Consider the following 22,282-nt stretch of genomic DNA (forward strand, 5'->3'; position numbering starts at 1 on the left):
GAATACCGAGGTAGGTCGATCCCCAGATCCCATAAACGGCAAGCAGCGCCATCGGCACCAGCATGACATGCCAAGCCGTCGTGGTGGGAACTCCGGGGCCCGTTGACGTGGCAGTCGATCTTTTCGCGCCGAGGTGAGCCATAAGCCTGCTATCGAGAAGAAGCTGTTATGCGATCTTTCACGACCTCGACCGACGTGACCATCGCAGCTTTCTCAAGATTGCCTTGAATACGGCTCAAGGCAGATCAGTCCAGTTCAAGCATCGAGCTTCTGGTAGATCTTTTCTTCCGGTACGAATTCCTGGAACGATGCGGCCTGGCTGGAAAAGCGCAGGCTTTCCTTGGCGCCAAGCCCGAGAAAACCCTTGCGGATAAGCGAATCGCTGAAAAGCTTGAGCGTGCGATCCTGGAGAGTGTTGTCGAAATAGATCAGCACATTGCGACAGGAGATCAGGTGCATCTCGCCGAATACCGCATCGGTCACAAGGCTATGATCGGCGAATACGACACGATCGCGCAACGTTCGATCAAACGAGGCCTTTCCGTAAGCGGCGGTGTAGTAGTCCGAAAGCGAAGATCGTCCGCCTGACTGCTGGTGATTTTCTGTAAAGCCACGAATGCGATCCAAGTTGTAGACGCCGGTGGCCGCCGCTTCCAGTGCATTGGCGTTGATGTCTGTGGCGTAGAACAAAGTGCGTTGTTCCAGTCCTTCCTCACGAAACAGGATAGCCAGTGAATAGAACTCCTCGCCATGGCTGCATCCGGCAACCCATACCTTCAGTGAAGGATACGTACGCAGATGCGGCACTACGCGTTCGCGCAGCGCACGAAAGTAGGAAGGATCGCGAAACATCTCGCTGACCTGCACGGTCAGATGGTTGATGATTTGCGGCGATACGGCCGGATCATGCAGCAAACCTTCCAGCATGGCGGTATAAGTGCGATAACCCAGGCGTTCTTGTAATTGCTTCAGGCGACGTTTGATCGAGGCCTTGGCATAGTTGCGGAAATCATAGTGGAAGCGCTGGTAGAGCGCTTCCAGAAGAAGTTCGATTTCGAGGTCGTCGAGCTTGTCGGTCACGTGGTTGCAAGCCTATCGCGCAAGCCAGACACGCACGAGTGAGACCAGTTTGTCCACGTCCAACGGCTTGGCCATGTAGTCACTGGCGCCCGCCTTCAGGCAGATCTCCTGATCGTCGGGCATGGCCTTGGCGGTAAGTGTAATGATTGGCAGCCGCTTCCAGCGCGAATCCTGGCGAATTTCACGCGTGGCGGTCAGGCCGTCCATGACCGGCATCATCACGTCCATGAGTACCAGGTCGATACGCTGGTTGGGTACGCTTTCCGCCTTGGTGAGCGCGTCAATCGCCTCCTGACCGTTGCGGGCGATGGTCAGCACGCAGCCACGAGGTTCAAGGATGTTGATCAAGGCGTAAACGTTGCGGACATCGTCTTCCACCACCAGGATGCGGCGCCCTTCAAGCACGGAGTCGCGGTGTTGCGCCTTCTGAATCATCTTCTGATGTTGTTCGGGGAGGCTGGTGACCACCTGATGCAGAAACAAAGTCACTTCATCGAGCAAGCGTTCGGGCGATTTGGCGCCCTTGATAATGATGGATTTGGAATACACACGCAGGCGCTCTTCTTCCGCGGGTGAAATGTCATGGCCGGTATAGACAATGACGGGAGGAAACGCGTAGATGCCTTCCTCACTGAGTGTCTCAAGCAGGGTGAAGCCGGAGGCATCGGGTAGCGAGAGATCGAGCACCATGCAGTCAAAGGTCTGTTCACGCAGGCGCTCGATGCATTCGGCAGCTGTGCCTACGCCGATCGTCTCGATATCGGCCGATGCAAGCAGTTTGCCAATGGCTTCGCGTTGTACGTCGTCGTCCTCGACCACAAGCACACGCCGCACATCCTGCGACAGCTTCGCGTCAAGTTTCGTCAGCACTTCGGCCAGTTGCTGGCGCTGGACGGGCTTGAGCAGGTAGCCCAGTGCGCCCATCGAGAGAGCCGCATGGGCGTGATCCATGGCCGATACGACATGGATAGGAATATGGCGCGTGCGTATGTCTCGCTTGAGGATATCCAGGACCGATAGCCCGGATTGGTCCGGCAGGCCGATGTCCATCACGATGGCCTGTGGCACATGCTGGCGCGCCAGAGCAAGGGCTTCCTGCGCACTGGTGGCGACCAGGCAGCGGAAATTCATTTCATGAGCCAGGTCGCGCAGGATCTGCGCGAATGTCTCATCGTCTTCAACGACCAGGATCGCACGGCGATGATCGGCCGCATGTTCGCGATCGTCGGCAACCTTCGGTGTGGTGAGAAGCGGTAGCGAGATTGGGGCTGCGCGTGGCGGCACGACCGTCGCCTCCTGCGTCATCGTGCCTGCCCGTGCCACGGGGGATGTGACTTCCAGGTGCTGGGGCACGGCCAGGGTAAAGCTGCTGCCTTGGCCCATCGTGCTACTGACGGACACGGTGCCACCCAACAGGCGGGCCAGTTCCAGCGAGATGGAAAGGCCAAGTCCCGTGCCGCCGTACTTGCGGCTGATGGTGCCGTCGGCCTGCTGGAACGCTTCGAAAATCTTTTGCTGTTGGTCGACCGCGATGCCGATTCCGGTATCGGTCACCGTAAAGGCGATGTTGGACTGCGCATCAATCGATACGCCAAGGCGCACGCCGCCGCGCTCGGTGAACTTGAAAGCGTTGGAGAGCAGATTTTTCAGCACCTGTTCGAGGCGTTGGCGATCGCTATCGATGACCTGGGCACAACCCGGCGCGATGAAGGTTTCGAACGTCAACCCCTTCTGCGTGGCCAGGGGCTGGAACAGGGGCACGAGATCCCTGACCAGTTGTTCCACGGATAGGGGCTCCGGGCGAATTTCGATGTGTCCGGCCTCGATCTTGGACAGGTCGAGAATATCGTTGATCAATATCAACAGATCGCTGCCGGAGGAATGGATCGTGCGGGCGAACTTGATCTGCTCGTCGGTCAGGTTGCCCAGTGGGTTGTCTGCCAGGAGCTTTGACAGGATTAGCGCGGAGTTGAGCGGCGTGCGCAACTCATGAGACATATTGGCCAGGAAGTCGGATTTGTAGCGGCTGGCCCGTTCCACTTCACTGGCCTTGGCTTCGATGGCGTCGTTTGCCCGGGCTAGTTCATCGCGCTGTGTTTCCAACTGCCGCGTCTGTTCTTCCAGGTGGGAGTTGGTTTGTTCCAGTTCCGCTTGTTGTTGTTCGAGCTGGTGTTGCGATTCGCGCAGGGCGCGGCTTTGTTCCTCAAGTTCCTCGTTGGAGGCGCGCAGCTCTTCGCCTTGCACTTGCAGTGAGTCGGACTGGCGCTGCGTTTCTTCGAGTAGTCGGCTCAGTTCGGCACGATAGGCGGCCGAGCGCAGGGCGATGCCGATGGCTGGCGATGCCTGTTCGAGCAGCGTGACGGTGTCCTCGCCCACTGTGCGGAAAAAACCCAGCTCGATGACACCGTTGACTTCGCCGTCGACGATGCTGGGTAGCACAACCAAGTGCCGGGGCTTGTCCCGTCCAAGCGCGGAGCCTACGGACAAGTAGCCATCAGGAATATCGCGTATGACCAGCGTCCGTTGTTCGGCGACGGCTTGGCCCAGTAGGCCATCACCAGGCAGGAAGTGATCGGCCATGCCATGGTCGGCAGGAACCCCATACGTGCCCACGCGCTCGTAGAAATTGGCCGCATTGATAAATAGCGCGCCGGCCTGTGCATCCAGGAAGCGCGCGAGGAAACTCAAGGTGTTGGCGCCAAGCTGCGCGGTTTCCTGGTCGCCGGCCATGACGGCAGCCAGTTCCAGCCGGCCGGCCTGCAGCCACGCCTCGCGCTGTCGTGCGCGCGCAGCGTGGCGGATCATGATGGCGACCACGATGGTCAATCCCACACCGAGCAGGCAGCTGAGGATGCCACTGGTCAGCGCGCTGCTATAGGCCGTGCTCATCTCGGCTACACGCTTGTCGCGTAAAGCGAGTTCCTCCGATTGCATGCCCGCCAGGCGGGTGCGAATGGCGTCCATGTCGGCCTTGCCGCGGTCGTTATTGACCAGGCTCAGCGCCGCCTCCAGTCCTTTGGACTGGCGTAGGTCGATGGTGTCTTTCAATTCGGCCAGCTTGTCGTCAAGGTGGCCAGAGAGCTCCCGCAGCCTAGTCTGCTGGCTGGAGTTGTCACCCGTCAGCGCCTTGATTCGATCAAGCCTGGCGGGGATCACCGCCAGGGCCGCGCGATAGGGTTCAAGATATTTTTCGTTACCGGTCAACAGGTAACCGCGTTGCCCCGTCTCGGCATCCTGTACCGTGGATAGGACCTCGTTGAGTGCCGTCACCGTCTCCTGGGACTGGACCACCTTGAGGTTGTCTTCGTGGATCGTGTGGATATTCCAGTAGGCAACGATACCGCTGATCACGAAAAACACGATCACCGACGCCAGGGCGAAGGGCGTTCGGCGATCCATGCCACGGGTACGCAAGAAACTTGAAGTTGACGGATTAGAGCTCATAGTCGCGTACACGATGATGGTGGGTATTGATGAGGCAACAACAGGCTCGGTCCCACCGCCCATGCGTTCAAGCGAGGCACGGTGATGATCAAGAAGACTGGGAACGCGATAGGTTCGCTAAGCAACCTGTGTAGATGGTGTGAAGATCGCTCTGGCCTGCGGTTTTAAAAGGTGAGAACGGGCAACAAGAAATTGCGATGTCGTGGTCAGCTGTCTGCAGGTGCGCTGACACGGGCTGCGATCCTGGGCTCAGTCAGAGGGAGATTTCTGCCGCGCGATGTATGCCTGCCCAGGGTGGGAGGTTATGGCCCATCGGTGACGAAAGCCGCTTCTCCGCATTCGCCTGATTTTCAGGACGCTAAGCCTGCCGTATGATCGCTCGCAGTCACCCGTGACCCGTATCGGGTCCTGGGTGGCGGGCATGGTGCTATCCCGCTTGTGGTAGCCCGTGTGGCAAGGGGAAGGGGATATCAGAAAATCTGTCACGCGGCCGGGAAACCGGAGGCTGCGCCGGGTCGTTGCATTCACGGGGCCTTGGCGAGACATCTATCTGGATTGAGTAAAAGTCGAAAGGAAAAGCAGTTGGATGTGCTCGACGATGTTCATCTGAAGGAGGCGCGTGCGCTCCCATGTCCAAGCGAGGCCCCGGAATACCCAACGGCGTGGCGACGAGCCTGGGCTTGCATCTTGCGCATGCCCGGCGCCACAAGGCAACGGTGCCCGGCATGGGCGTCTGTACCCGATGTGCCAGCGGTATCACTCATTCGGCGTTCTCATCGGCGATCCGTTGCGTGAACTCCATCGGCGTGGTCCCGAACTTTGGGCTGATCGTTGCCCATAGGCATAACAAGCGAGCTCGTTGCGTAGCACGGTTGAGGTAATGGCATGAGCGTGAAGTTTGCAGGCGCTCGCAATCAAGGAGTTCGACGCATGGCTGATTTGGAGATCGCGGAAATTCCTTACGAGAACGGTGCCATCCAATGCCGTTACTCGCGCTACTTATCTGAAGACGGCAAGCATTGGGTGCGGCACGGTTTCTTCGTTGCCTATAGCGAAGAGGGTGTGGTGCTGTCGGAGGGCTATTACGAGCACGGGCTTGAACAGGGCGAATGGAAGGATTTTCACGCCAATGGTCAGATCGCCGCACATGGTTTTTATGACAAGGGCAAGGAGGTGGGAGAGTGGAAGTTCTGGATGGCCGACGGCAAGCCGGAACTTTAAAAGTGACCTGTTCATACGGCTTAAGCTGTTCATAGGAAGGCAACCCTTGCAAACGTTGCCGTGACGTGGGCGTATTGCATGCGGCATGGCACGCGCCGGTAGCGGCCGATCGGCTGTAGCATTCCTCGCTTTGGCACCGCCGGAGCCTGCCCCATGTCCTTTTCCGATCCCCAGGCCGTTGCTCGCTACGCTGAAGGTCCGATCCGTCAGGTGCCTGGTTTCCTGGGTCTCCAGCAGATGACGGCTATATTGCTCGCAGAGCACGTGCCGCCGGACGGCCATGTCCTGGTACTGGGAGCCGGTGGTGGCCTGGAGTTGAAAGTATTCGCGCAAGCGCAACCTTCCTGGCGCTTCCTGGGCGTCGACCCTTCAGCCGAGATGCTGAATCTGGCAGCCACGACGCTGGGCCCGCTTGCGTCGCAAGTCGAACTGCTCGATGGCTACATCGATGCCGCGCCGGCTGGCCCCTACGACGGCGCGACCTGCTTGCTCACTATGCACTTTCTTACACGCGAGGAACGGCGGCAAACCTTGGCTGAACTCTTTCGTCGCCTGAAACCGGGCGCCCCGCTGGTGATTGCCCATCACAGCTTTCCGCAGGTCGAACCGGACAAGGCTCGTTGGTTGGACCGCTACGCTGCCTTTGGGGTGGCCTCGGGCATCTCCCCCGAGAACGCCACCAAGGCGATTGCCGCGATCAGCGGCAGGCTGCCGCTGCTTGGGCCCGAGCAGGAGGAAGCCCTGCTACGAGAAGCGGGTTTCGACCATGTGGAGCTCTTCTATGCGGGCTTCACGTTCCGTGGCTGGGTTGCCAGCAAGCCTCTCCATTGGCGTGACGCCGCCACCTGATTTGCCGAGCCAATGGACAGGCATGGTCGAAGCTCGCCCATGAATCGGTCCGTGGCAGATCCAATCCGCCACCGTGGAAATCATTGCCTCAAAAAAACCATACGAGCTACCGCCTCAGGCCCGATGCGCGATGGAACATCGGGTATCGCAGTGGTTTTCGCTGTCATGTGTCCAACACACAGGGGCGAAGGCCCTGGGGAGAATCTGCCATGAAGCTTTGCGTTGTCGTCTTGGGCCTGTTGCTCGCCTGTGGTGCTGCCAGCGTGCAGGCCTCGGTGTGGCAGCCATCCGCCGGTCATACGCAGATTCCGCTGTGGCCGGGCAAGGCGCCGAACCTCCAGGCCGTTCCAGGTCCTGAACGTGCCGATACGAACCCGACTTCGCTGATCGGTGGCAAGACGGTCACTGCGATACGTAACGTGTCCCAACCCACCATGACGGTCTATTCCCCTGCTGGAAGGAATACCGGCGCGGCCGTGGTGGTGTTTCCGGGCGGCGGTTTCGAGATATTGGCCATCGATCTTGAAGGCACCGAGGTGTGTGACTGGCTTACGGCCAAAGGAGTGACCTGCATCGTGGTGAAATACCGGGTTCCAGGCGCACCCTACGATTGGCATTGCGATTGCCGGCCGCGCAATCTCAAGCCCTCAGTGCCATCGTTGCAGGACGCGCAACGCGCGCTGAGACTGGTGCGTTCACGTGCCCGGCAGTGGCACGTTGATCCACACAAGATTGGCGTGCTTGGATTTTCAGCGGGCGGATTTCTCGTTGCCGAGACAAGCACGCTCTACAAGCATCGTTTCTACGAGCCGGTTGATGAGGCCGATAAGGAAAGCGCGCGCCCTGACTTCGCGCTGGCGATTTATCCTGGGCACTTGGCTACAGACAGCAACACCATGAATGGCGACATCCCGGTGACCGGCGATACGCCGCCCACTTTTATCTTGCAGGCAGAGGACGATCACGTCGACGGTGTGCATCAGGCTCAGGTCTACTACGAGGCCCTGAAGAAGGCCGATGTGCCAACCGAGATGCACCTTTACGCACATGGCGGGCATGCATTCGGGTTGCGACCGACCTCCAATCCGATCACCCATTGGCCATCCCTGGCCGAAACCTGGTTGGGCACCATCGGGATGATTCCTACCGATGGCGAGTAGGATGGGGTACACGGGGGCGTTGTCTGAGATGCTTCTTGCTCGTTGAGCAAGCATTGCGCCTTTCGAGAGCTGGCCTGGGGATACCTACTTGGTTAGACTTTCCCGAAGGATATTTACTCGTCAGGAAGACTCATGGGATGGGATGTCACATATCACCCTTTTGCACCAACCGAAGTGCGCGGCATTTACTTTCGGGCGCTTCGGGATGAAGCGTTTCGCGAACAGCTTTATGGTGAGTTCGCGGTGCATGGTTCGGATGCCGAGCGTCTGGCATCGATTTTCGAGGAAGCGGCGACCTATGTCGCGGAAGATCACTTCACCAAGTATCACGGTTTCGCCATGGCGTCGGTGGCTGGCTTCCTTCGCCGTTACTGGTATATCAGGGGGAGTGCGTTCACTTTCCTGGTGGAAGAAGATCCCCTTTATTTTCGATATGTGACTGATTGGCGCAGCTTGATCCCGGACGAGTTCGTAACCGAGGATTTTCGCGGCATCATCTGTGAAAACTACTGCGGTGGCGTATTCCTTGGTCCGGAAGGCCTGCGCGCATTGAAAGTGGATTATGAGCGCGATGAACAGGTCCGCAAGGATATGGACAAGCTCTTTTCACACGGTCGGCTCCCGGTGTTCTGGAAGGCGGTGGACTACGCGTTGGAGAACGGATTGGGATTGATCGAGGCAACGGATGTCCTGGTGCCCAACCCGTTTGCCTACGATCAGTCTCAGTGTTATTCCCAGGCATTGCATTGTGAGACTGAAGGCGTGGTCTTGTACGGGAAGGCCATCGTTGAACAAGCCCGTGAAGCCGAGTGCATCGAGCATGCCAGGAAGAAGGGCTTTTGGGCGGGTCTGTTCCGCCGATAGCCAGGCAATGTGCTGCCCGCCTCGGATGCGCTCCCTGCCAAGGCTAGGAACTCAACGATTTTCGGGCTCAGCCAGGACCCACCCCAATGCCAGCAGGGACATGCCCGAGAGGGCCAGCCATACGATGATCGCCGGGCTGGACCAATGACCACTCAGCCAGTCGGTCCAGCCGGCACGATAAAGCGGTGCGCTGGACAGGCTTAGCCAACAGGTGGCGATGCCGGCGGCCACGCCGGCCAGCATGGGCCAGGAGAGACGGTGGCGCCGCGCCGGCAGGCGCTGCATCACGCGATCGGTGAAGCCGTCATCGGCCACCGGACCCTCGAAGGATTGACGAAGCAGTGCGTCGATGTCGTTGTCGTCTGGAGAATGCATGTCATCTACTCCCGGTTGCCGGTGCCTTGCCAGGCCGCCAGCCATGTCTTGAGTTTTGCCTTGCCGCGTGTCGCATGGGTTTTTACCGTGCCCAGCGGCATGCCTAGTACATACGCGGTCTCTTCATGGCTCAGGCCCAGTTGAACGCCATGCAGCAACACGGCCTGTTCGGCAGAAGACAGTTTGCGCATGGCGCGAGCGAGATCCAGTTGCAAGTCGATGGACGAGTCCGGCGCGCGGTGATGCTCGAACGTGTCTTCCTGCGTATCGCGTCCGGACCATGCGGGGCGTCGATACGCCTGTAGAAAGCACGAGTACGCGATCCGGTACAGCCATGTGGAGAACCTCGCCTCACCACGGAATTGCCCGAGCTTTCGCCAGGCCAGCACGAATGTCTCCTGCGCCAAGTCATCGGCCGCCGCCTCGTCACCCTGGGTCAGGCGGCGCAACTGCGCGCGTACCATCCCTTGATGCCGCCGCAGCAGTTGCTCGAATGCACGCGGGTCGTTGCCGAGCAGGACACGGGTCACCAGGGCATGGTCGACCTGTTCCTGGGCAGGCGTATCAGCCACGAGTGGCATCGCGCTGGGTCAACCACCAACTGGCCAGGTAACCCAGCCCGGTCATCAGGGGGAGTAAACCCAGTCCCCATAGACCATGGATGCTGTGACCGTCATCCATCTGACCCGGCAGGGCGAGCAGCGTGACCATGATGCCCAGGCCCGCGCTGATCAGCACCAGGCCGCGGCGGCGTTCGGAATAGATCACGTGTGGCTCGACAAGCAGTTCGGCCGGTAGTGACACGCCCTTGTCCGCCAGTTGCAGCAGCGTGTTGTAACGCGTTTGCGTCTGCTGGTAGCGATAACGCAGCACCAGCAACACGACCAGAACCGGCGCGGACATGACGATCAGGGGGAGGAAGAGGAAAAGAGGGTCCATGGCGGGCTCCTGAAGTTTATTTTTTTACGTTGAGTGATGGGCGCAAGGGGGTAGGTCGAGTAGTTTCAACGCGTGTATGTATTCATGGTGAGGCGCGGCCAGCCAGCAGGTCGGCAATATGTTCGGCCAGCATCCACTTCTCGCCTGGCCCCTGGTTGCTGGTCAGGGCGACCGCATACCCGGTGCCCCAGATCATCTGTAGATTTGCATCCGTTCCCTCAATGCCGCCTGCATGTCCCCGTATGTGCTTGCCCTGCGACAGGCGATCGCCGAAGCCCGCTGCGTAACCGCCGGGGCCTGCGGGAGTCTGGTCTTCGAACATGCGGTTCAAGGTCTTTGACTTCACGAGTTTGCCGCCGCGCAATGCCGCGGCAAAGCGCAGCAGGTCGGTATTGTTGGAATAGCCACCTCCGGCAGGCCCACCTTGTATGCCAAGGACGACCCAGTCGGCCTTCCACGTGCTGGAGAATATTCCAGGGCGGTAATAGCCGGTTGCCAAGTGGGGCGTGACATCATCCAGGCGATCGAATCCGCTGGCGGTCATGCCTGCCCGGGTGAAGATATGCTGCCGGATATAGTCGACATAGCGTTCGTGCGAGACGTTCTCGATGATGCGGCCGAGCAGCACGTACCCGGCGTTGCTGTAGATCCACTGCTTGCCCGGCTCGCCGGGCCTGGGCTGGCGGGCGATGAGTTGGAGGTAGTCGGCCGGGTCGATGAACGATTCGCGATGCGCGAAATACTCAGGCACCATGAAGTCGCCCAGTCCCGCCGTGTGGTGCAGCAGTTGCCACACCGTGATCTTGCTGGCCGCATCATGATCCGGATACTCGGGCACCCGGCTTGCCAGCGTGTCGTTCCATGAGAGCTTGCCATCCTCCACAAGCTGGGCAATCGCTACGGCGGTGAACATCTTGCCGATCGAGCCGATGTGGAACTTCGTCTGCGCATCGACAGGCACGCCAAAGGTTCGGTCGGCCAGTCCCCGGCATTCCTGGAACATCGTGGTGTCGCCATCGGCCACGGTCACGCAGCCCGAGAAGTCGGATGACTTGGCAAGCTTGTCCAGCGTGGCATGAATGAGGTTTCCCATGCTGGCCGGCGTGGTCGCTTGACCACGCCACCCGGCGTAAAGCGCGGGATCTTCCATCGGCATCACCAAGGCCTGGGCCAGCAGGCCGGATTGCTTGGGATCGGTCGCCAGGGTAAACAGGCCCATGTGTCCGTTTCGGCGAGCCTTGACGACCAATTGCAGCATGTCCGGTTGCTTCGGTGACGCCTGCACATCCACGATATCCACGCCGCCGCTATCGCGGATGGAAGCGCTCAGCGCATCGATGAAGGCCTTCCGGTCTTCCTGGGGCATGGCGGTGGACAGGACTTTGCCGGTCCACTGTTCGATCCGCGCGGTGCTGCCGGCATTGATACCCTGGACCAGGTCACCTGCCAGGTGGCCAGCCGCAGTGTCGGGCAACTTGGTGTCGGCGGCTGCCGGCGACGCGGACATGGCAAGGCCGATGCCCAGGAGCAGCGTTGCCGCGCCTGTGCCAAGGTGTCGCCGGATCATGGCTTGAAGAAGATTCACGCATTTACCCCTGTGTCTCGTTTGACCGACCGCCCTGGTTCAGGGCGGTCGGTATGCCGTGGTTGTCACGGTGTCAGGGGCTTGGATGCAGCCAAGCGACGATTTGGATTCACCGTGAGGTGACAAAGAGACAGATCCGTGCCGAGCGAGATACATGGGGGTGTCTGAATCGATGCCCCGGAACGTCGCCTGCATGGGCTTGGCGGCGTTCGCTGGGAGCGCTAGCGCATTTATGAGAGGCTAGATGAATCTGGCCTGGAACCCTTTTCATGAACATCGATGCCCTGCAAGCGGAAGTGGCCCGCTTATTCGAACGCCACGACGTAGAGCTTGAACCTGAAGAAGAATGGCTGATGACCGACGGTGACTATCCGGCTGTGTCTGCCAGTTGGGAAGACGGCAAGGACGGTGCGCCTGGGCGACTCAACCTGGACATCGTGATCGACGAAATGCGGCATATCGAGGAAAGCTTTGCCGGTCATGGCTCTGGCGATGCGGCCGTGCGGGACGCGTTGAAATCCCTCGAGCGCAGCTCGTTGCATGTGTTGCTGGCTGCGTGCTGGTACGTCACCGATGATCGGCGTATCCAGTTGGATACCTGGGACATCGCGGCGCGAAGCTGGGATGTCTTCATCGGGCCCATGACGTTCAGTCACGATGATGTGCCGGCGCCCGATGGCCTGGTGGCCGGTTTGCGGGAGGCATTGGGACGCGAATCGCTCAGTGGCGAACTGCACTGGGCACGCCTGTTCTATCGGCGCGCCGATGATGGCTCGGTCGTCGCCGAGGCATTGCTGGACAATGAGCCGTGGCCTGCCGGGGATCGTCTGCTGGGTCAGCTGGCATGGCCCAGGACGGAGCAGGCATACAGTGCGCGTTGTTTCATGGCGTTGGATATCCGCGATTACTGAGACTTGGCTCACTGCCGGGCCTTGGTACCATTCCAAGGTACGCTTGCTTGCGATGCCATCGTGCGTGATCTGGAGCTGTCGCACGGCGTTCGATTAGGTGTTTGCTTTGCGATGACTGCGGCGTGCTTGTCAATTGAGCAGGTAATGCTTAGCTACCGCGGATGGGCAATCGCCTGCAGCGATGCTCCATATTCGGAGGCTGCGATGGATGCTGGTGCGTATTGAAGTGTGATGCTCGTGCGTGCTGATGGCATCGTCGCGCGGGCTTGCGAAGACGGCCTTTGAAACAGGCAGGCACCATTACATCGAAGCGTCATGTCTGCCAGGCGCGCCGCCCACTGCCTGCTATGCTCTTGGGATGGACGGAGCGCGCGTCAGCCGGCAGACTTCGTCCCAGCCGGTGTGAGAACAGAGGATATTCAAGGTCTTCCGTTTCATTCCGGGGAGTATGCGTCGAGGCAAACCGCAGCCTATGAGGACGAATGCATGGTCAATCAAATGTTCATCAGCCTGCCCGTGGCCGACCTGCCCAGATCGTTGGCTTTCTTCACTGCGCTGGGCTTTACGTACGACCCGCAGTTCAGCAACGACGAGGGCGCATGCATCGTCCTCAACGACACGATTTCCGTGATGCTGCTGACACAGGCCAAGTTTCGGGATTTCACCCCCAAGGCCGTCTGCGATACGAGCAAAGCTGTCGAGGCATTGTTTTCCCTCCGGTGCGACAGCCGCGAGGAAGTCGATGGCCTGGTGGCCAAGGCGCTCGCCGCAGGTGGCTCGACCTACGACGAACCGGAAGATCTCGGCTTCATGTATTCGCACAGCTTCATCGACCTGGACGGCCATGGCTGGGGCGTGATGCATTTCAGCCAGCCGTCGGAGTCGGAGTGAATCGCGCAAGAGAAAGCTTGGACTTAAGTCGGTCCTATCGCTTTATCGCCAGTACGTATTCTCGTCCGATGGCCGTGCCGAGGCCGATTTGGTATCACGTTGTCAGGAGGTTGGTTTTGAACCGGCACAAGGCCCTTTCATTGCTCTTGGCTTAGGTCTGCTGCGGGTCGAAAGCGATCGTATAGCCACCCGCCTTCAACGTTCGAAAGCCTACGCGCTGCTTATCGCAAATGGGGTCAAGGTGACGGCTGGAAGCGGGGAAAGATGGATAGTGGTTGATTCGCCAAAGGCACGGCAACGCCAAAAAGCCTCTTATCGGCGAGCATGCCAGCGTTCGAGCCGACGTTCGGATCGCAGTGAATGTTCGCCAGAACCTTTCCCGATCGCTCCACGAGCACACCTTCGCTCTCGGAAGCTTCATCCTGTTGATACGTTGGATTGACCACCATGCTGTAAACCGAATAGGTCATATCTCGCCGTCTCAAGCTAAGGAATGTTAGAACTCCTCGCCCACCGTCCCCCATGGTGGCACCCGAGGCATATGTAGCGGGCGACTGATAGGTGGCCGGGAATTCGAGCTCGGTACGGGCATCCGAGCCAAATCGATATCGAATATCGCCAAAGGGCGAACCTCCGGCTGATCGTGCGCATACCGCAATTTTCTTGGCGCGCTCCAGAGTGCACGCGAACAACACGGTTTCGCCCGCGCGGCACATCGTCCCCGGCAATGTGTGTCCGAAGTAGTCCTGCGCATGAATCGAGCAGCCGAGCAGCATCCAAGCCGCGCAGAGGGGAAGCCGCATCAGTAATCGATTGGACCTCGCGTTGCTCATTCAGTCTTCCTGTGTTGAAAGTAAGGTCCGCTATGGGCCGAAAGCGGACGTGCCGTTAATTTGGCTCCCAAGCGCTTAGCGCCGGCTGCGCCAATCGACCAGCACCTTGGCTGTCAAGACTACGGCAGTGAGAGCAGCAAAAACACCATGGTCCTCAAAGTGGGTCGGGCCGCGATAAGCAGTAATAGCTGCCGCGATAGCACAGATCAAAGCCACCACCATAAGCCCATACGTCCTTGACTCTTTCATGTGCTTTCCCCTTATTAAGTACTGTGGCCAGGTGGCCGCTTTGGGTCGATAGTGGACCTTTCCAGAATATAGCGCGCAAGCGCCCCTGATACCCATGGTCAGCACCAGCGTGATGTTCAGTGGATGCCGGAATTGGTGTTCGGTCAGATCGGAATCCGCAGGTTGCGGTGGCGGATAGCCAGAGTATCGGCCCATGACGTCAGGGTATGTATAAAACAGGAAGCCAGCCATCAGCCGCCGCAACAACTCAGTCTGCGACCGCTATACGAAGCTTTCCTGCAAAGCCGTGTGCCGGCTGCGCGGCTGTACCTGGGATTGATAAGTCGTCCGGGCACGACACCAGCACTGTTCAGCGCCGTCGAGGACACGACCTACACTGCCGCTACGGGTGTTGTTGACGAGCGCTACGTGGCCCTGAGCGCCTGTCGTGTTCATTCGTGCGACGAGGGGGGGTGCTGGGTCGACCCGCTCACGAACACTACCGTCGGCGAGATCATCCATTTCTATTTCGGGCAGTCTCCGCCCGGTAGCCCGCTACGGAGGTTCCTGCCGATCTGGTCGAAAGACGTAGACCAGCAGCACCTGCCGCGGCGCTCCAGGCAGCTTTGGCGAAATGGCACGGCAGTCCAGCCGATTGACCCAACGGTCGACGGATCGACCGCCCTCACTATGGGCGAAGTCTTCGTTGCGGCACACTATCGTTGATCGTGATGGAGAAGTCTCGACAATCGAGACGTTGTCGAAACATTAATCACCGGTGTCCCCCAATGAAGCTTAGCTTCCTGTCGCGGCCCCTGCTTGCCGCCGCATTATTGCTCCCCGCTGTCGCCACTCTGGCTGACGACTACCCCAGCGGCTATTCGCTGGTTCCATCGGCGGCCATTGGTGGCGTCGAGGGAGGCAGTTCGCCAGCCACGGATGGTCACAACATCACGCTTCCGGCCAAAGGCGCTGAGGCCATCCACATGGCTTGCCTCAAACAGGGATCTTTGTGGATTTACGGCGAGCCCAAGCCGAGGACCTGTTACAAGGTCGTGGTCGAGGCAGGGGTTCTCCTTCTTTGGTTGGCACCGGCGGTGAAGCCGCCTATGGATGGGGTGATGTCGCCGCCCGTGCTGCTTTCGGCGACAGCTTTTCCGAACCAAAGCTATAAGGAACGTGTTGTCTCCGCAGGGGAAATGACGGCGCTTCGAAAAGCCTTGGAAGAGCCCGGCAGCGCAGGCAGTAGCGTGCAGCCAGCAGCCAGAATGAGCGCCATCGACATTGCAGGGAGTGGCACTGTCTACTACCTGATCGCCGGACGCCAGGTGCTCGACTCGAATGAAGAGGAAAGTTGCGCGACCACGGCTACGCTGCTGTATGTGAAGAACGGGAACGGCCTGAACTATGGCGGGGAACTTGAAGCGCATCCTGCAGCCTTCGTCCAGCGCACGGCTGGCTCACTGCCCGATGCGATCGTGACAAAAGATTGCGGAAAGAAGATGTCGCTCTGGCAAGTCGCGCCGAAGACCCGCCAGCTCATCAACTACAGTAATGGCTATGAGTACGGAGGTTGAATGCGAGCGCCATCCCCGGTTTAGGTGCGTCGAGGCAGGCAAAATGGCTACTTCCGACCCATAGCAGACATTATTGTCTGACCACCATTTCAGCAGGGGTAGCGATGGACACGGTCGTCTCATCTTCCGGCGAGGCCTCGCGACAGAACTCCGCGCTGCCCATGCGCCCAGACCGCCGCATCGTCGCAATCGACGTGCTACGGGGCCTGGCGCTCTTTGGCGTGCTCTCGGTCAATCTCATCATGGAGTTTCGCGTTTCAATTTTTCAGCAGTTTCTTTCAACGACCACCGTGGAGTCTCGCCTGGACCATGTCGTCGATGCGATTGTCAGCATGGGCCTGGAAATGAAGGCGTTTGCTCTATTCTCCCTATTGTTCGGTGTTGGGATGGCCATCCAGTTCGAACACCTCGCGGCCAACAAAAAGCGGCTGTCTTTGCTAGTCAGGCGACTCCTCATCCTGCTTGGTTTCGGCATTCTGCATATGTGCTTTATCTGGAATGGAGACATACTCACGGAGTACGCGCTGGTCGGGCTGGTCGCCCTACCGTTCTTCTTTGTGTCGAACCGAGTTCTCGTCGGCGTCTGTGTCGTGGCGCTGCTGTTTTATGCAGCCATGCCGTCCTGGATTCCGGATGGTTTCCTTGGGCCAAACGAAGCGGAACTTGAGCAATACGTCCGCCTGGCTACGTCGGTCTATTCGGGCGGAACATGGGCCGAGGTGGTCCGCTTCAACATGGCCGAGATAACGCGTTTTTTTCCGCTGCATGTGTTGGTGGCCCCGCGGACCTTCGGGTTGTTCCTGCTTGGCGCGTTTGCGTGGCGTAGCGGCCTGCTTCGCGATCCTGAAAGACATCGCCATCTGCTCGTTGGCGCCGCAGTGCTTGGCGTTGTCCTTGGCCTAAGTATGAACTTTCTGGAGACACCTGGCGCGGGGTCTCCCTGGCGGGTCTTGGCGCCGGCTGTCGCCGCTGTGGGCACTTTAGAATCGGTCGTGCTCGCCATCGGCTATGGGGCCACCTGCATTGCCCTTTATACGTTCACCAGGGCAGATCGTGTGCTGGCTTTGTTTGGCCCCGTAGGCCGTATGGCCTTCAGCAACTACCTGACACAGTCGTTGGTTTTCGGCTGGATATTTTTCGGATACGGATTGGGTCAGTTTGGCCGTCTAAGTTCATCTCAAGCGATGCTCATCGGCATTGCGGTTTACGTGGGCCAAATCTTTCTCAGTCACTGGTGGCTTAGGCGGTTCCGATTCGGCCCCATGGAGTGGCTGTGGCGAACGCTTATGTATGGAGTTCGCCAACCTTGGCGAATCAGGAACGCATCGGCTGCGGGATAGCCTGCGTAGTTGTTCGACGGCCAGGCGGGCGCATATGTCCGCTTTCGACCCATAGCGGACATTGCGCAACGCCGTAGGCGAGCGACATAACTTCCCCGCCTTGAGCATGCAGGTAGAATATTTGCCATGCATATCATCAATCGAAATGACTTCCGCGTCTCGGTCGCACCTATGATGGACTGGACCGATCGTCATTGCCGTTACTTCCACCGGCTGCTTTCCCCGCGTGCCCGTCTCTACACGGAGATGGTGACCAGCGCGGCGCTGGTGCGTGGGCGGCAGTTGCGGTTGCTTGAGCACAGCCAGCAGGAGCATCCGGTGGCCTTGCAACTGGGGGGCAGCGATCCGCGTGAGCTGGCGGAGGCGGCGCGGCTGGGGGCGGTGGCCGGGTATGACGAGATCAACCTCAACGTGGGCTGCCCGTCGGATCGGGTGCAATCGGGCAAGTTCGGTGCGTGCTTGATGCGCGAGCCGGACCTGGTGGGCGACTGCGTGCGTGCCATGCGCGACGCGGTGGACGTGCCGGTGACGGTCAAGTGCCGTATCGGCGTGGACGACCAGGACGAGTACGCCGACCTGCAGCATTTCACCGAGACCATGATCGCGGCAGGGGTGACCATCCTGGTGGTCCATGCGCGCAAGGCGTGGTTGCAAGGCTTGAGTCCAAAGGAAAATCGGGAGATCCCGCCACTGGATTACGACAGGGTCTATCGCTTGAAACATGAGTTTCCCGGGCTGACCGTCGTGATCAATGGCGGCATTACCGGCGTGGAGGCGGTCCTGGAACATCTTGAGCACGTCGATGGGGTGATGCTGGGGCGTGCGGCCTACCATGACCCCTATGTGCTGGCGAAGGTGGAGGCTGTCCTGTATGGCGAGCCCCTGCCTGCCCGGGATGAGGTGCTGCTGCGGATGCGGCCCTACGTCGAGGCCGAGTTGGCGCGTGGAACGGCGCTCAAGCACATCACTCGGCACATCCTGGGGCTTTACCAGGGCGAGCCGGGGGCCAGGGGATTCCGCCGACGGCTCAGCGAGGGAGCTCACCTGCCAGGGGCGGATTGGTCACTTATTGAGCAGGCGATGGGTCTTAAACGCGCCGTCGCGTGATCTTCAAGCCAAATTAGACATTTTATTCAGCCCCTATTGCCCAAGCTGAACGACCATGTGTCCCATGATCGTCGCATCGAACCACGCTCCATCGCCCTGGCGCATTGTCCGGCTCCTGCTGGCAGTAGTGCTGTGGGCTGCCGCCGCAGGTCCGGCGGTGGCTGCGCAGGCCGCCGAGCCGGCCCTGACGCTGGAGCAGGCGATCACCCAGGTCCAACAGCAATCCGGCGGCAAAGTGCTGTCGGCCAGCACCATCGGCACGCAGCGGCGGGGCAAGAACGCTTTCGAGCATCGGATCCGCGTCCTGACCCCCAATGGCCATATCCGAGTGGTTTCGATCTACTCCGATGCAGCCAAGCCGCCCGCGCCGACGGAAGCCGATTCAACCAAAACCCCCGCCGTAACCGGCGATGGCAACAAGGAGAAACACTGATGCGCATCCTTTTGGTGGAGGACGAGGCGCCCCTGCGAGAGACGCTCGCCGCGCGCCTCAAGCGCGACGGCTTTGCCGTCGATGCCGCTCAGGACGGCGAAGAGGGCATGTATCTGGGTCGTGAGGTGCCCTTCGACCTGGCGATCATCGACTTGGGCCTGCCCAAGATGTCCGGCATGGACCTGGTCAAGGCCTTGCGTGAGGCCGGCCAGCGATACCCGATCCTGATCCTCACGGCGCGTGGCAGCTGGCAGGACAAGGTCGAAGGCCTCAAGCACGGTGCCGACGACTACCTGGTCAAGCCGTTCCACGTCGAGGAGCTGCTGGCCCGCATCAATGCCCTGGTGCGCCGTGCCAGTGGCTGGTCCAAGCCGGTGCTGGCCTGCGGGCCGATCAAGCTGGACACCACCGCACAGACGGTTTCGGTGGAAGGCAAGTTGGTCGACCTGACCAGCTACGAGTACAAGGTGCTCGAATACCTGATGCTGCATGCCGGCGAACTGGTCTCCAAGGCCGACCTGACCGAGCATATCTACCAGCAGGATTTCGACCGCGATTCGAACGTGCTGGAGGTCTTCATCGGCCGTTTGCGCAGGAAGCTGGACCCGGAAGGGACCCTCAAGCCCATCGAGACGGTACGTGGACGCGGATACCGCTTTGCCATCCCCCGAAGCGAAAGCGACGACGAGTGATCAGGATCCGCCGCGCCGCCCGTTTTCGCTGGCGGCGCGCGCGGCACTGGCGACCGGTCTGGTGCTCGCCGCCTTCCTGGGCGTGGTCGGGCTGACGCTGTCGCGTACCAATGCCGATAGCGCGCTGAAGGATCAGCAGGAACGCCTGGATAACTTCGTCACGGCTTACCTGGCCGGGCTGGAGGTCAATCGCTCGGGCAAGATATTCATGCCCGATACGCCGCCGGACCAGAGCTTTTCCCGACCGGGCTCGGGCCTGTATGCCGTCGTGCTGGGCGAGAATGGCACGCGTCTGGAATCGCCGTCGGCGTTGGGCCGGGATTTTTCGTTCCTCAAGCCGTTGCAGCCTGGCGAAAGCGAATTCGGCCCGGTCGATACGCGTATGGGCCGCCTTTACTATTACGCCTATGGTGTGACCTGGGATCTGACCGAGCGCAAGTCGGTGCCCATGACCGTGATGGTCGCGCAAACCGAGGACGTGGTTGAGGGACAGAATGCCGAGGCGCGTCGCAGCCTGGTGTTCTGGCTATCCTCGCTGGGCGTCATGCTGATCCTGCTTCAGTTGCTGCTGTTGCGCTGGAGCCTGACGCCGCTGCGCAAGGTGGCCAACGAAATGAGCCGGGTCGAGCGTGGCGAGTCCGAGCACCTGGACAACCAGTACCCGCAGGAGCTCACGGGCCTGACCGAGCGCATCAATGCCTTCATCGACAGCGAACGCGAGCAGCGTACGCGTTATCGCCACACCCTGGCCGACCTTGCGCACAGCCTGAAGACCCCGCTGGCGGTGATTCGCTCCCGGCTTGAACTGGCTACCGATAGCACGCCCTTTCGTACGGACGTGCTTGATCAGGTGCGCCGTATGGACGAACTGGTGGCCTACCAACTCGCGCGCGCGGCGACATCCGGCCGACAGACCTTCGCGACCACCGCCGTGTCGATCGCCGAGCATGCCGAGGACCTGGTGCAGAGCCTCGAGAAGGTCTATGCCGCCAAGAACGTGCTATGCGAGTTCGACATCGATGATGGCGCGGTGTTCTATGGCGAGCAGGGCGACCTGCTCGAGCTGATGGGCAACCTGCTGGAGAACGCGTTCAAATGGGCCTCCCACCGCGTGCTGCTGGTCGCGCGTCTGCAACCGCAGGCCGGGCGCCAGCGCCCCGACCTTTGGTTGAGCGTGGAAGACGACGGTCCGGGCATTGGCAGCGACAACGTGGAAAAAGTATTGCAGCGCGGCGTGCGCGGTGATGAGCGGGTGCAGGGCCATGGCATCGGCCTGTCCATCGTGCAGGACATCATTCGCGCCTACCAGGGTGAACTGGTCGTCGATCGTTCTCCGGAATTCGGTGGCGCCCGTTTCAGCGTGCGATTGCCTTCGAATTGATGATGGGCAGGCGACCGGGCACCCGTCATGCGGCGCCCCGAAGCCACGACGCACGATAACGATCTGCGGGCGGGCAGGGGGCGGCAAGGTCTCGGACTTGCGCCCTCGCTGCGTGTCTTCCGTCTCCGAGGCACCTATCCCGGTGCAGGCGAAGGCCCGTAATACGCCCGAAGCAGGTCGGCGATGCCGGCCTCCGCCTGGCGCAGCACCGAGGGTTGCGACCAATGCAGCTCGCTCACCACGGCGAAATATTCGTCCGGGCTTTCAGCTGCATACGGGTCAATCAGGGTATGTCGGCCACGTGCGACGTCGGCGACCAGATTGTCGTAGGCACGCTGGAAGGTGCTGATCCAGCGCCGCCTGGGAATGCTATCGGGCAGGGGCGGCACGCCGTCGGCAGGGCCATCGAGCATGTCCAGTTTGTGGGCAATCTCATGGACGACGACGTTGTAGCCATCCCAGGGTTGTTCCAGGTCCAGTTGCACATCGGCGAGCGAGAGCACGAGCGGGCCGCGCTCCCAGGCTTCGCCAATCAGTACGTCATCAATGTCGCTCACCACGCCGCTGTGTTCGTCGTGGTGGCTGCGGCGGACCTTGAACTCGCCCGGGTAGACCAGGATTTCGCGCCAGCCGCGCAGCGAGCGGGCACCGGCTTGCAGCGCCGGCAGGCAGGCCTGCATGGCGATGAGCATTTGCAATCGGTCATCCAGATCGGCGCCTGCCAGCGCGTGGAAGCGCTTGCGCGCGAGGAACCGGCCCGTCATCGCACGCAGACGCTGCTGGCGTGCCTCATCGAGGCGACGTGCAAGCGGACAGGCCGACAGGGCGCGGCGCCAGTGGCTATCGGGAATGGGCGGGGGATCGAAGCGCGACCAGAGCTGTCGCCACCACGCCATGAACTCGGATGACCGTTACTGGATGGACCCGGGGAGCAGCGATTGCCAGCCCAGGTTCACGCGGTGCGAGGAGCTCGGGCCTCCGCTATCGCCGCCGCTGTGCGCGGTACCGTCATTGGATGGCGTCGCGCTGCTGCCTGACGAAGAAGGGCAGTCGCGAGCACCCAGCATGTCGCTACCGCCATTCTTGGATGACGAGCTGTCAGCCGACGCGTGCGGCAGGGTGCTCGAATCCTGGGTGTCGACATCCAGAGCCATCGCCGCTTGCATGCTGGCGATACTCAGGGAAAGTGCTCCTATGAATTGCAGGAATTGCCTGGCACGCATGGCGAGCCAACCCCTCAGCCCATAATCCAAGTCCTGGATGCTCGCAGAATCTTCACGCAGATTCCAGTGCCCACCGAGCAGGCACGCTAACAGGCGCCACAGGCTAGAATTTGTGTCATGCCAGATTTCTCCAACGCTTCCGCGGGCCT

22 protein-coding genes are annotated in these 22,282 nt (G+C 60.3%); 13 read left to right on the plus strand and 9 right to left on the minus strand.

Going from position 1 to position 22,282, the window contains the following annotated elements; all coding sequences use genetic code 11:
• Positions 1–255: 255 nt before the first annotated feature.
• Both VF436_RS04205 and VF436_RS04210 read right to left on the minus strand, forming a co-directional pair.
• Positions 256–1,080: a CheR family methyltransferase gene (locus VF436_RS04205; protein WP_330902733.1), complete on the minus strand. Its 825-nt coding sequence runs from the start codon at positions 1,078–1,080 to the stop codon at positions 256–258.
• A 12-nt stretch (positions 1,081–1,092) separates the two neighbouring features.
• Positions 1,093–4,479 carry a response regulator gene (locus VF436_RS04210; protein ID WP_330902734.1) on the minus strand — a complete coding sequence of 1,129 codons (3,387 nt, stop codon included), beginning with the start codon at positions 4,477–4,479 and terminating at the stop codon, positions 1,093–1,095.
• A gap of 975 nt (positions 4,480–5,454) precedes the next feature.
• On the opposite strand from VF436_RS04210, the gene VF436_RS04215 reads away from it, so the two are divergent.
• The 4 genes from VF436_RS04215 (at position 5,455) to VF436_RS04230 (ending at position 8,618) form a co-directional block, all read left to right on the plus strand.
• The gene (locus VF436_RS04215; protein WP_330902735.1) at positions 5,455–5,745 is read left to right on the plus strand and encodes a hypothetical protein; all 291 of its coding nucleotides are present in this window, start codon (positions 5,455–5,457) and stop codon (positions 5,743–5,745) included.
• 153 nt (positions 5,746–5,898) lie between these two features.
• Positions 5,899–6,594 carry a class I SAM-dependent methyltransferase gene (locus tag VF436_RS04220; RefSeq protein ID WP_330902736.1) on the plus strand — a complete coding sequence of 232 codons (696 nt, stop codon included), beginning with the start codon at positions 5,899–5,901 and terminating at the stop codon, positions 6,592–6,594.
• A gap of 209 nt (positions 6,595–6,803) precedes the next feature.
• Positions 6,804–7,754: an alpha/beta hydrolase gene (locus VF436_RS04225; protein ID WP_330902737.1), complete on the plus strand. Its 951-nt coding sequence runs from the start codon at positions 6,804–6,806 to the stop codon at positions 7,752–7,754.
• A 132-nt stretch (positions 7,755–7,886) separates the two neighbouring features.
• Positions 7,887–8,618, plus strand: coding sequence for a hypothetical protein (locus VF436_RS04230; protein ID WP_330902738.1), 732 nt, complete (start codon positions 7,887–7,889; stop codon positions 8,616–8,618).
• A gap of 51 nt (positions 8,619–8,669) precedes the next feature.
• Here VF436_RS04230 and VF436_RS04235 read toward each other — a convergent pair whose 3' ends face one another.
• The 4 genes from VF436_RS04235 to VF436_RS04250 all read right to left on the minus strand — a co-directional run bounded on the left by VF436_RS04235 (position 8,670) and on the right by VF436_RS04250 (position 11,517).
• On the minus strand, positions 8,670–8,993 hold the full coding sequence (locus VF436_RS04235) for a DUF5056 domain-containing protein (protein WP_330902739.1): 324 nt from the start codon (positions 8,991–8,993) through the stop codon (positions 8,670–8,672).
• A 5-nt stretch (positions 8,994–8,998) separates the two neighbouring features.
• Positions 8,999–9,565, minus strand: a complete 567-nt coding sequence (locus VF436_RS04240; RefSeq protein ID WP_330902740.1) for an RNA polymerase sigma factor — start codon at positions 9,563–9,565, stop codon at positions 8,999–9,001.
• On the minus strand, positions 9,558–9,932 hold the full coding sequence (locus tag VF436_RS04245; RefSeq protein WP_330902741.1) for a DUF6249 domain-containing protein: 375 nt from the start codon (positions 9,930–9,932) through the stop codon (positions 9,558–9,560). The genes VF436_RS04240 and VF436_RS04245 overlap by 8 nt, the downstream gene beginning before the upstream one ends.
• Positions 9,933–10,014: 82 nt before the next feature.
• Positions 10,015–11,517: a serine hydrolase domain-containing protein gene (locus tag VF436_RS04250; protein WP_330902742.1), complete on the minus strand. Its 1,503-nt coding sequence runs from the start codon at positions 11,515–11,517 to the stop codon at positions 10,015–10,017.
• Positions 11,518–11,786: 269 nt separating this feature from the next.
• On the opposite strand from VF436_RS04250, the gene VF436_RS04255 reads away from it, so the two are divergent.
• A complete protein-coding gene (locus VF436_RS04255) occupies positions 11,787–12,428 on the plus strand; it encodes a DUF6348 family protein (RefSeq protein ID WP_330902743.1) in 642 nt (213 codons plus the stop codon).
• A 315-nt stretch (positions 12,429–12,743) separates the two neighbouring features.
• A complete protein-coding gene (locus tag VF436_RS04260) occupies positions 12,744–13,319 on the plus strand; it encodes a VOC family protein (protein ID WP_330902744.1) in 576 nt (191 codons plus the stop codon).
• 236 nt (positions 13,320–13,555) lie between these two features.
• Here VF436_RS04260 and VF436_RS04265 read toward each other — a convergent pair whose 3' ends face one another.
• Positions 13,556–14,152: a hypothetical protein gene (locus tag VF436_RS04265; RefSeq protein ID WP_330902745.1), complete on the minus strand. Its 597-nt coding sequence runs from the start codon at positions 14,150–14,152 to the stop codon at positions 13,556–13,558.
• Positions 14,153–14,524: 372 nt separating this feature from the next.
• Between VF436_RS04265 and VF436_RS04270 the strand changes: the two genes are divergently transcribed.
• The 7 genes from VF436_RS04270 to VF436_RS04300 all read left to right on the plus strand — a co-directional run bounded on the left by VF436_RS04270 (position 14,525) and on the right by VF436_RS04300 (position 20,910).
• Positions 14,525–15,106 (plus strand): hypothetical protein, encoded by a 582-nt coding sequence (locus VF436_RS04270; RefSeq protein WP_330902746.1) that lies wholly within the window; start codon positions 14,525–14,527, stop codon positions 15,104–15,106.
• A 62-nt stretch (positions 15,107–15,168) separates the two neighbouring features.
• Complete coding sequence (locus VF436_RS04275) at positions 15,169–15,957, plus strand: hypothetical protein (RefSeq protein WP_330902747.1); 789 nt, start codon at positions 15,169–15,171, stop codon at positions 15,955–15,957.
• A gap of 104 nt (positions 15,958–16,061) precedes the next feature.
• Positions 16,062–17,297, plus strand: coding sequence for a DUF418 domain-containing protein (locus tag VF436_RS04280; protein ID WP_330902748.1), 1,236 nt, complete (start codon positions 16,062–16,064; stop codon positions 17,295–17,297).
• Positions 17,298–17,423: 126 nt separating this feature from the next.
• Complete coding sequence (gene dusA / locus VF436_RS04285; protein ID WP_330902749.1) at positions 17,424–18,404, plus strand: tRNA dihydrouridine(20/20a) synthase DusA; 981 nt, start codon at positions 17,424–17,426, stop codon at positions 18,402–18,404.
• A 64-nt stretch (positions 18,405–18,468) separates the two neighbouring features.
• Positions 18,469–18,837 (plus strand): hypothetical protein, encoded by a 369-nt coding sequence (locus tag VF436_RS04290; RefSeq protein WP_330902750.1) that lies wholly within the window; start codon positions 18,469–18,471, stop codon positions 18,835–18,837.
• A complete protein-coding gene (locus VF436_RS04295; protein ID WP_330902751.1) occupies positions 18,837–19,529 on the plus strand; it encodes a response regulator transcription factor in 693 nt (230 codons plus the stop codon). Before VF436_RS04290 ends, VF436_RS04295 begins: the two co-directional genes overlap by 1 nt.
• On the plus strand, positions 19,477–20,910 hold the full coding sequence (locus VF436_RS04300) for an ATP-binding protein (protein ID WP_330902752.1): 1,434 nt from the start codon (positions 19,477–19,479) through the stop codon (positions 20,908–20,910). The genes VF436_RS04295 and VF436_RS04300 overlap by 53 nt, the downstream gene beginning before the upstream one ends.
• Before the next feature lie 134 nt (positions 20,911–21,044).
• Here the strand turns inward: VF436_RS04300 and VF436_RS04305 are convergent, their stop codons facing one another.
• Both VF436_RS04305 and VF436_RS04310 read right to left on the minus strand, forming a co-directional pair.
• Complete coding sequence (locus VF436_RS04305; RefSeq protein WP_330902754.1) at positions 21,045–21,806, minus strand: M90 family metallopeptidase; 762 nt, start codon at positions 21,804–21,806, stop codon at positions 21,045–21,047.
• A 15-nt stretch (positions 21,807–21,821) separates the two neighbouring features.
• A complete protein-coding gene (locus VF436_RS04310) occupies positions 21,822–22,133 on the minus strand; it encodes a hypothetical protein (protein ID WP_330902755.1) in 312 nt (103 codons plus the stop codon).
• Positions 22,134–22,282: the final 149 nt, after the last annotated feature.

It is taken from the genome of Dyella sp. (assembly GCF_036384435.1).
In the GTDB taxonomy this organism is placed as follows: domain Bacteria; phylum Pseudomonadota; class Gammaproteobacteria; order Xanthomonadales; family Rhodanobacteraceae; genus GSA-30.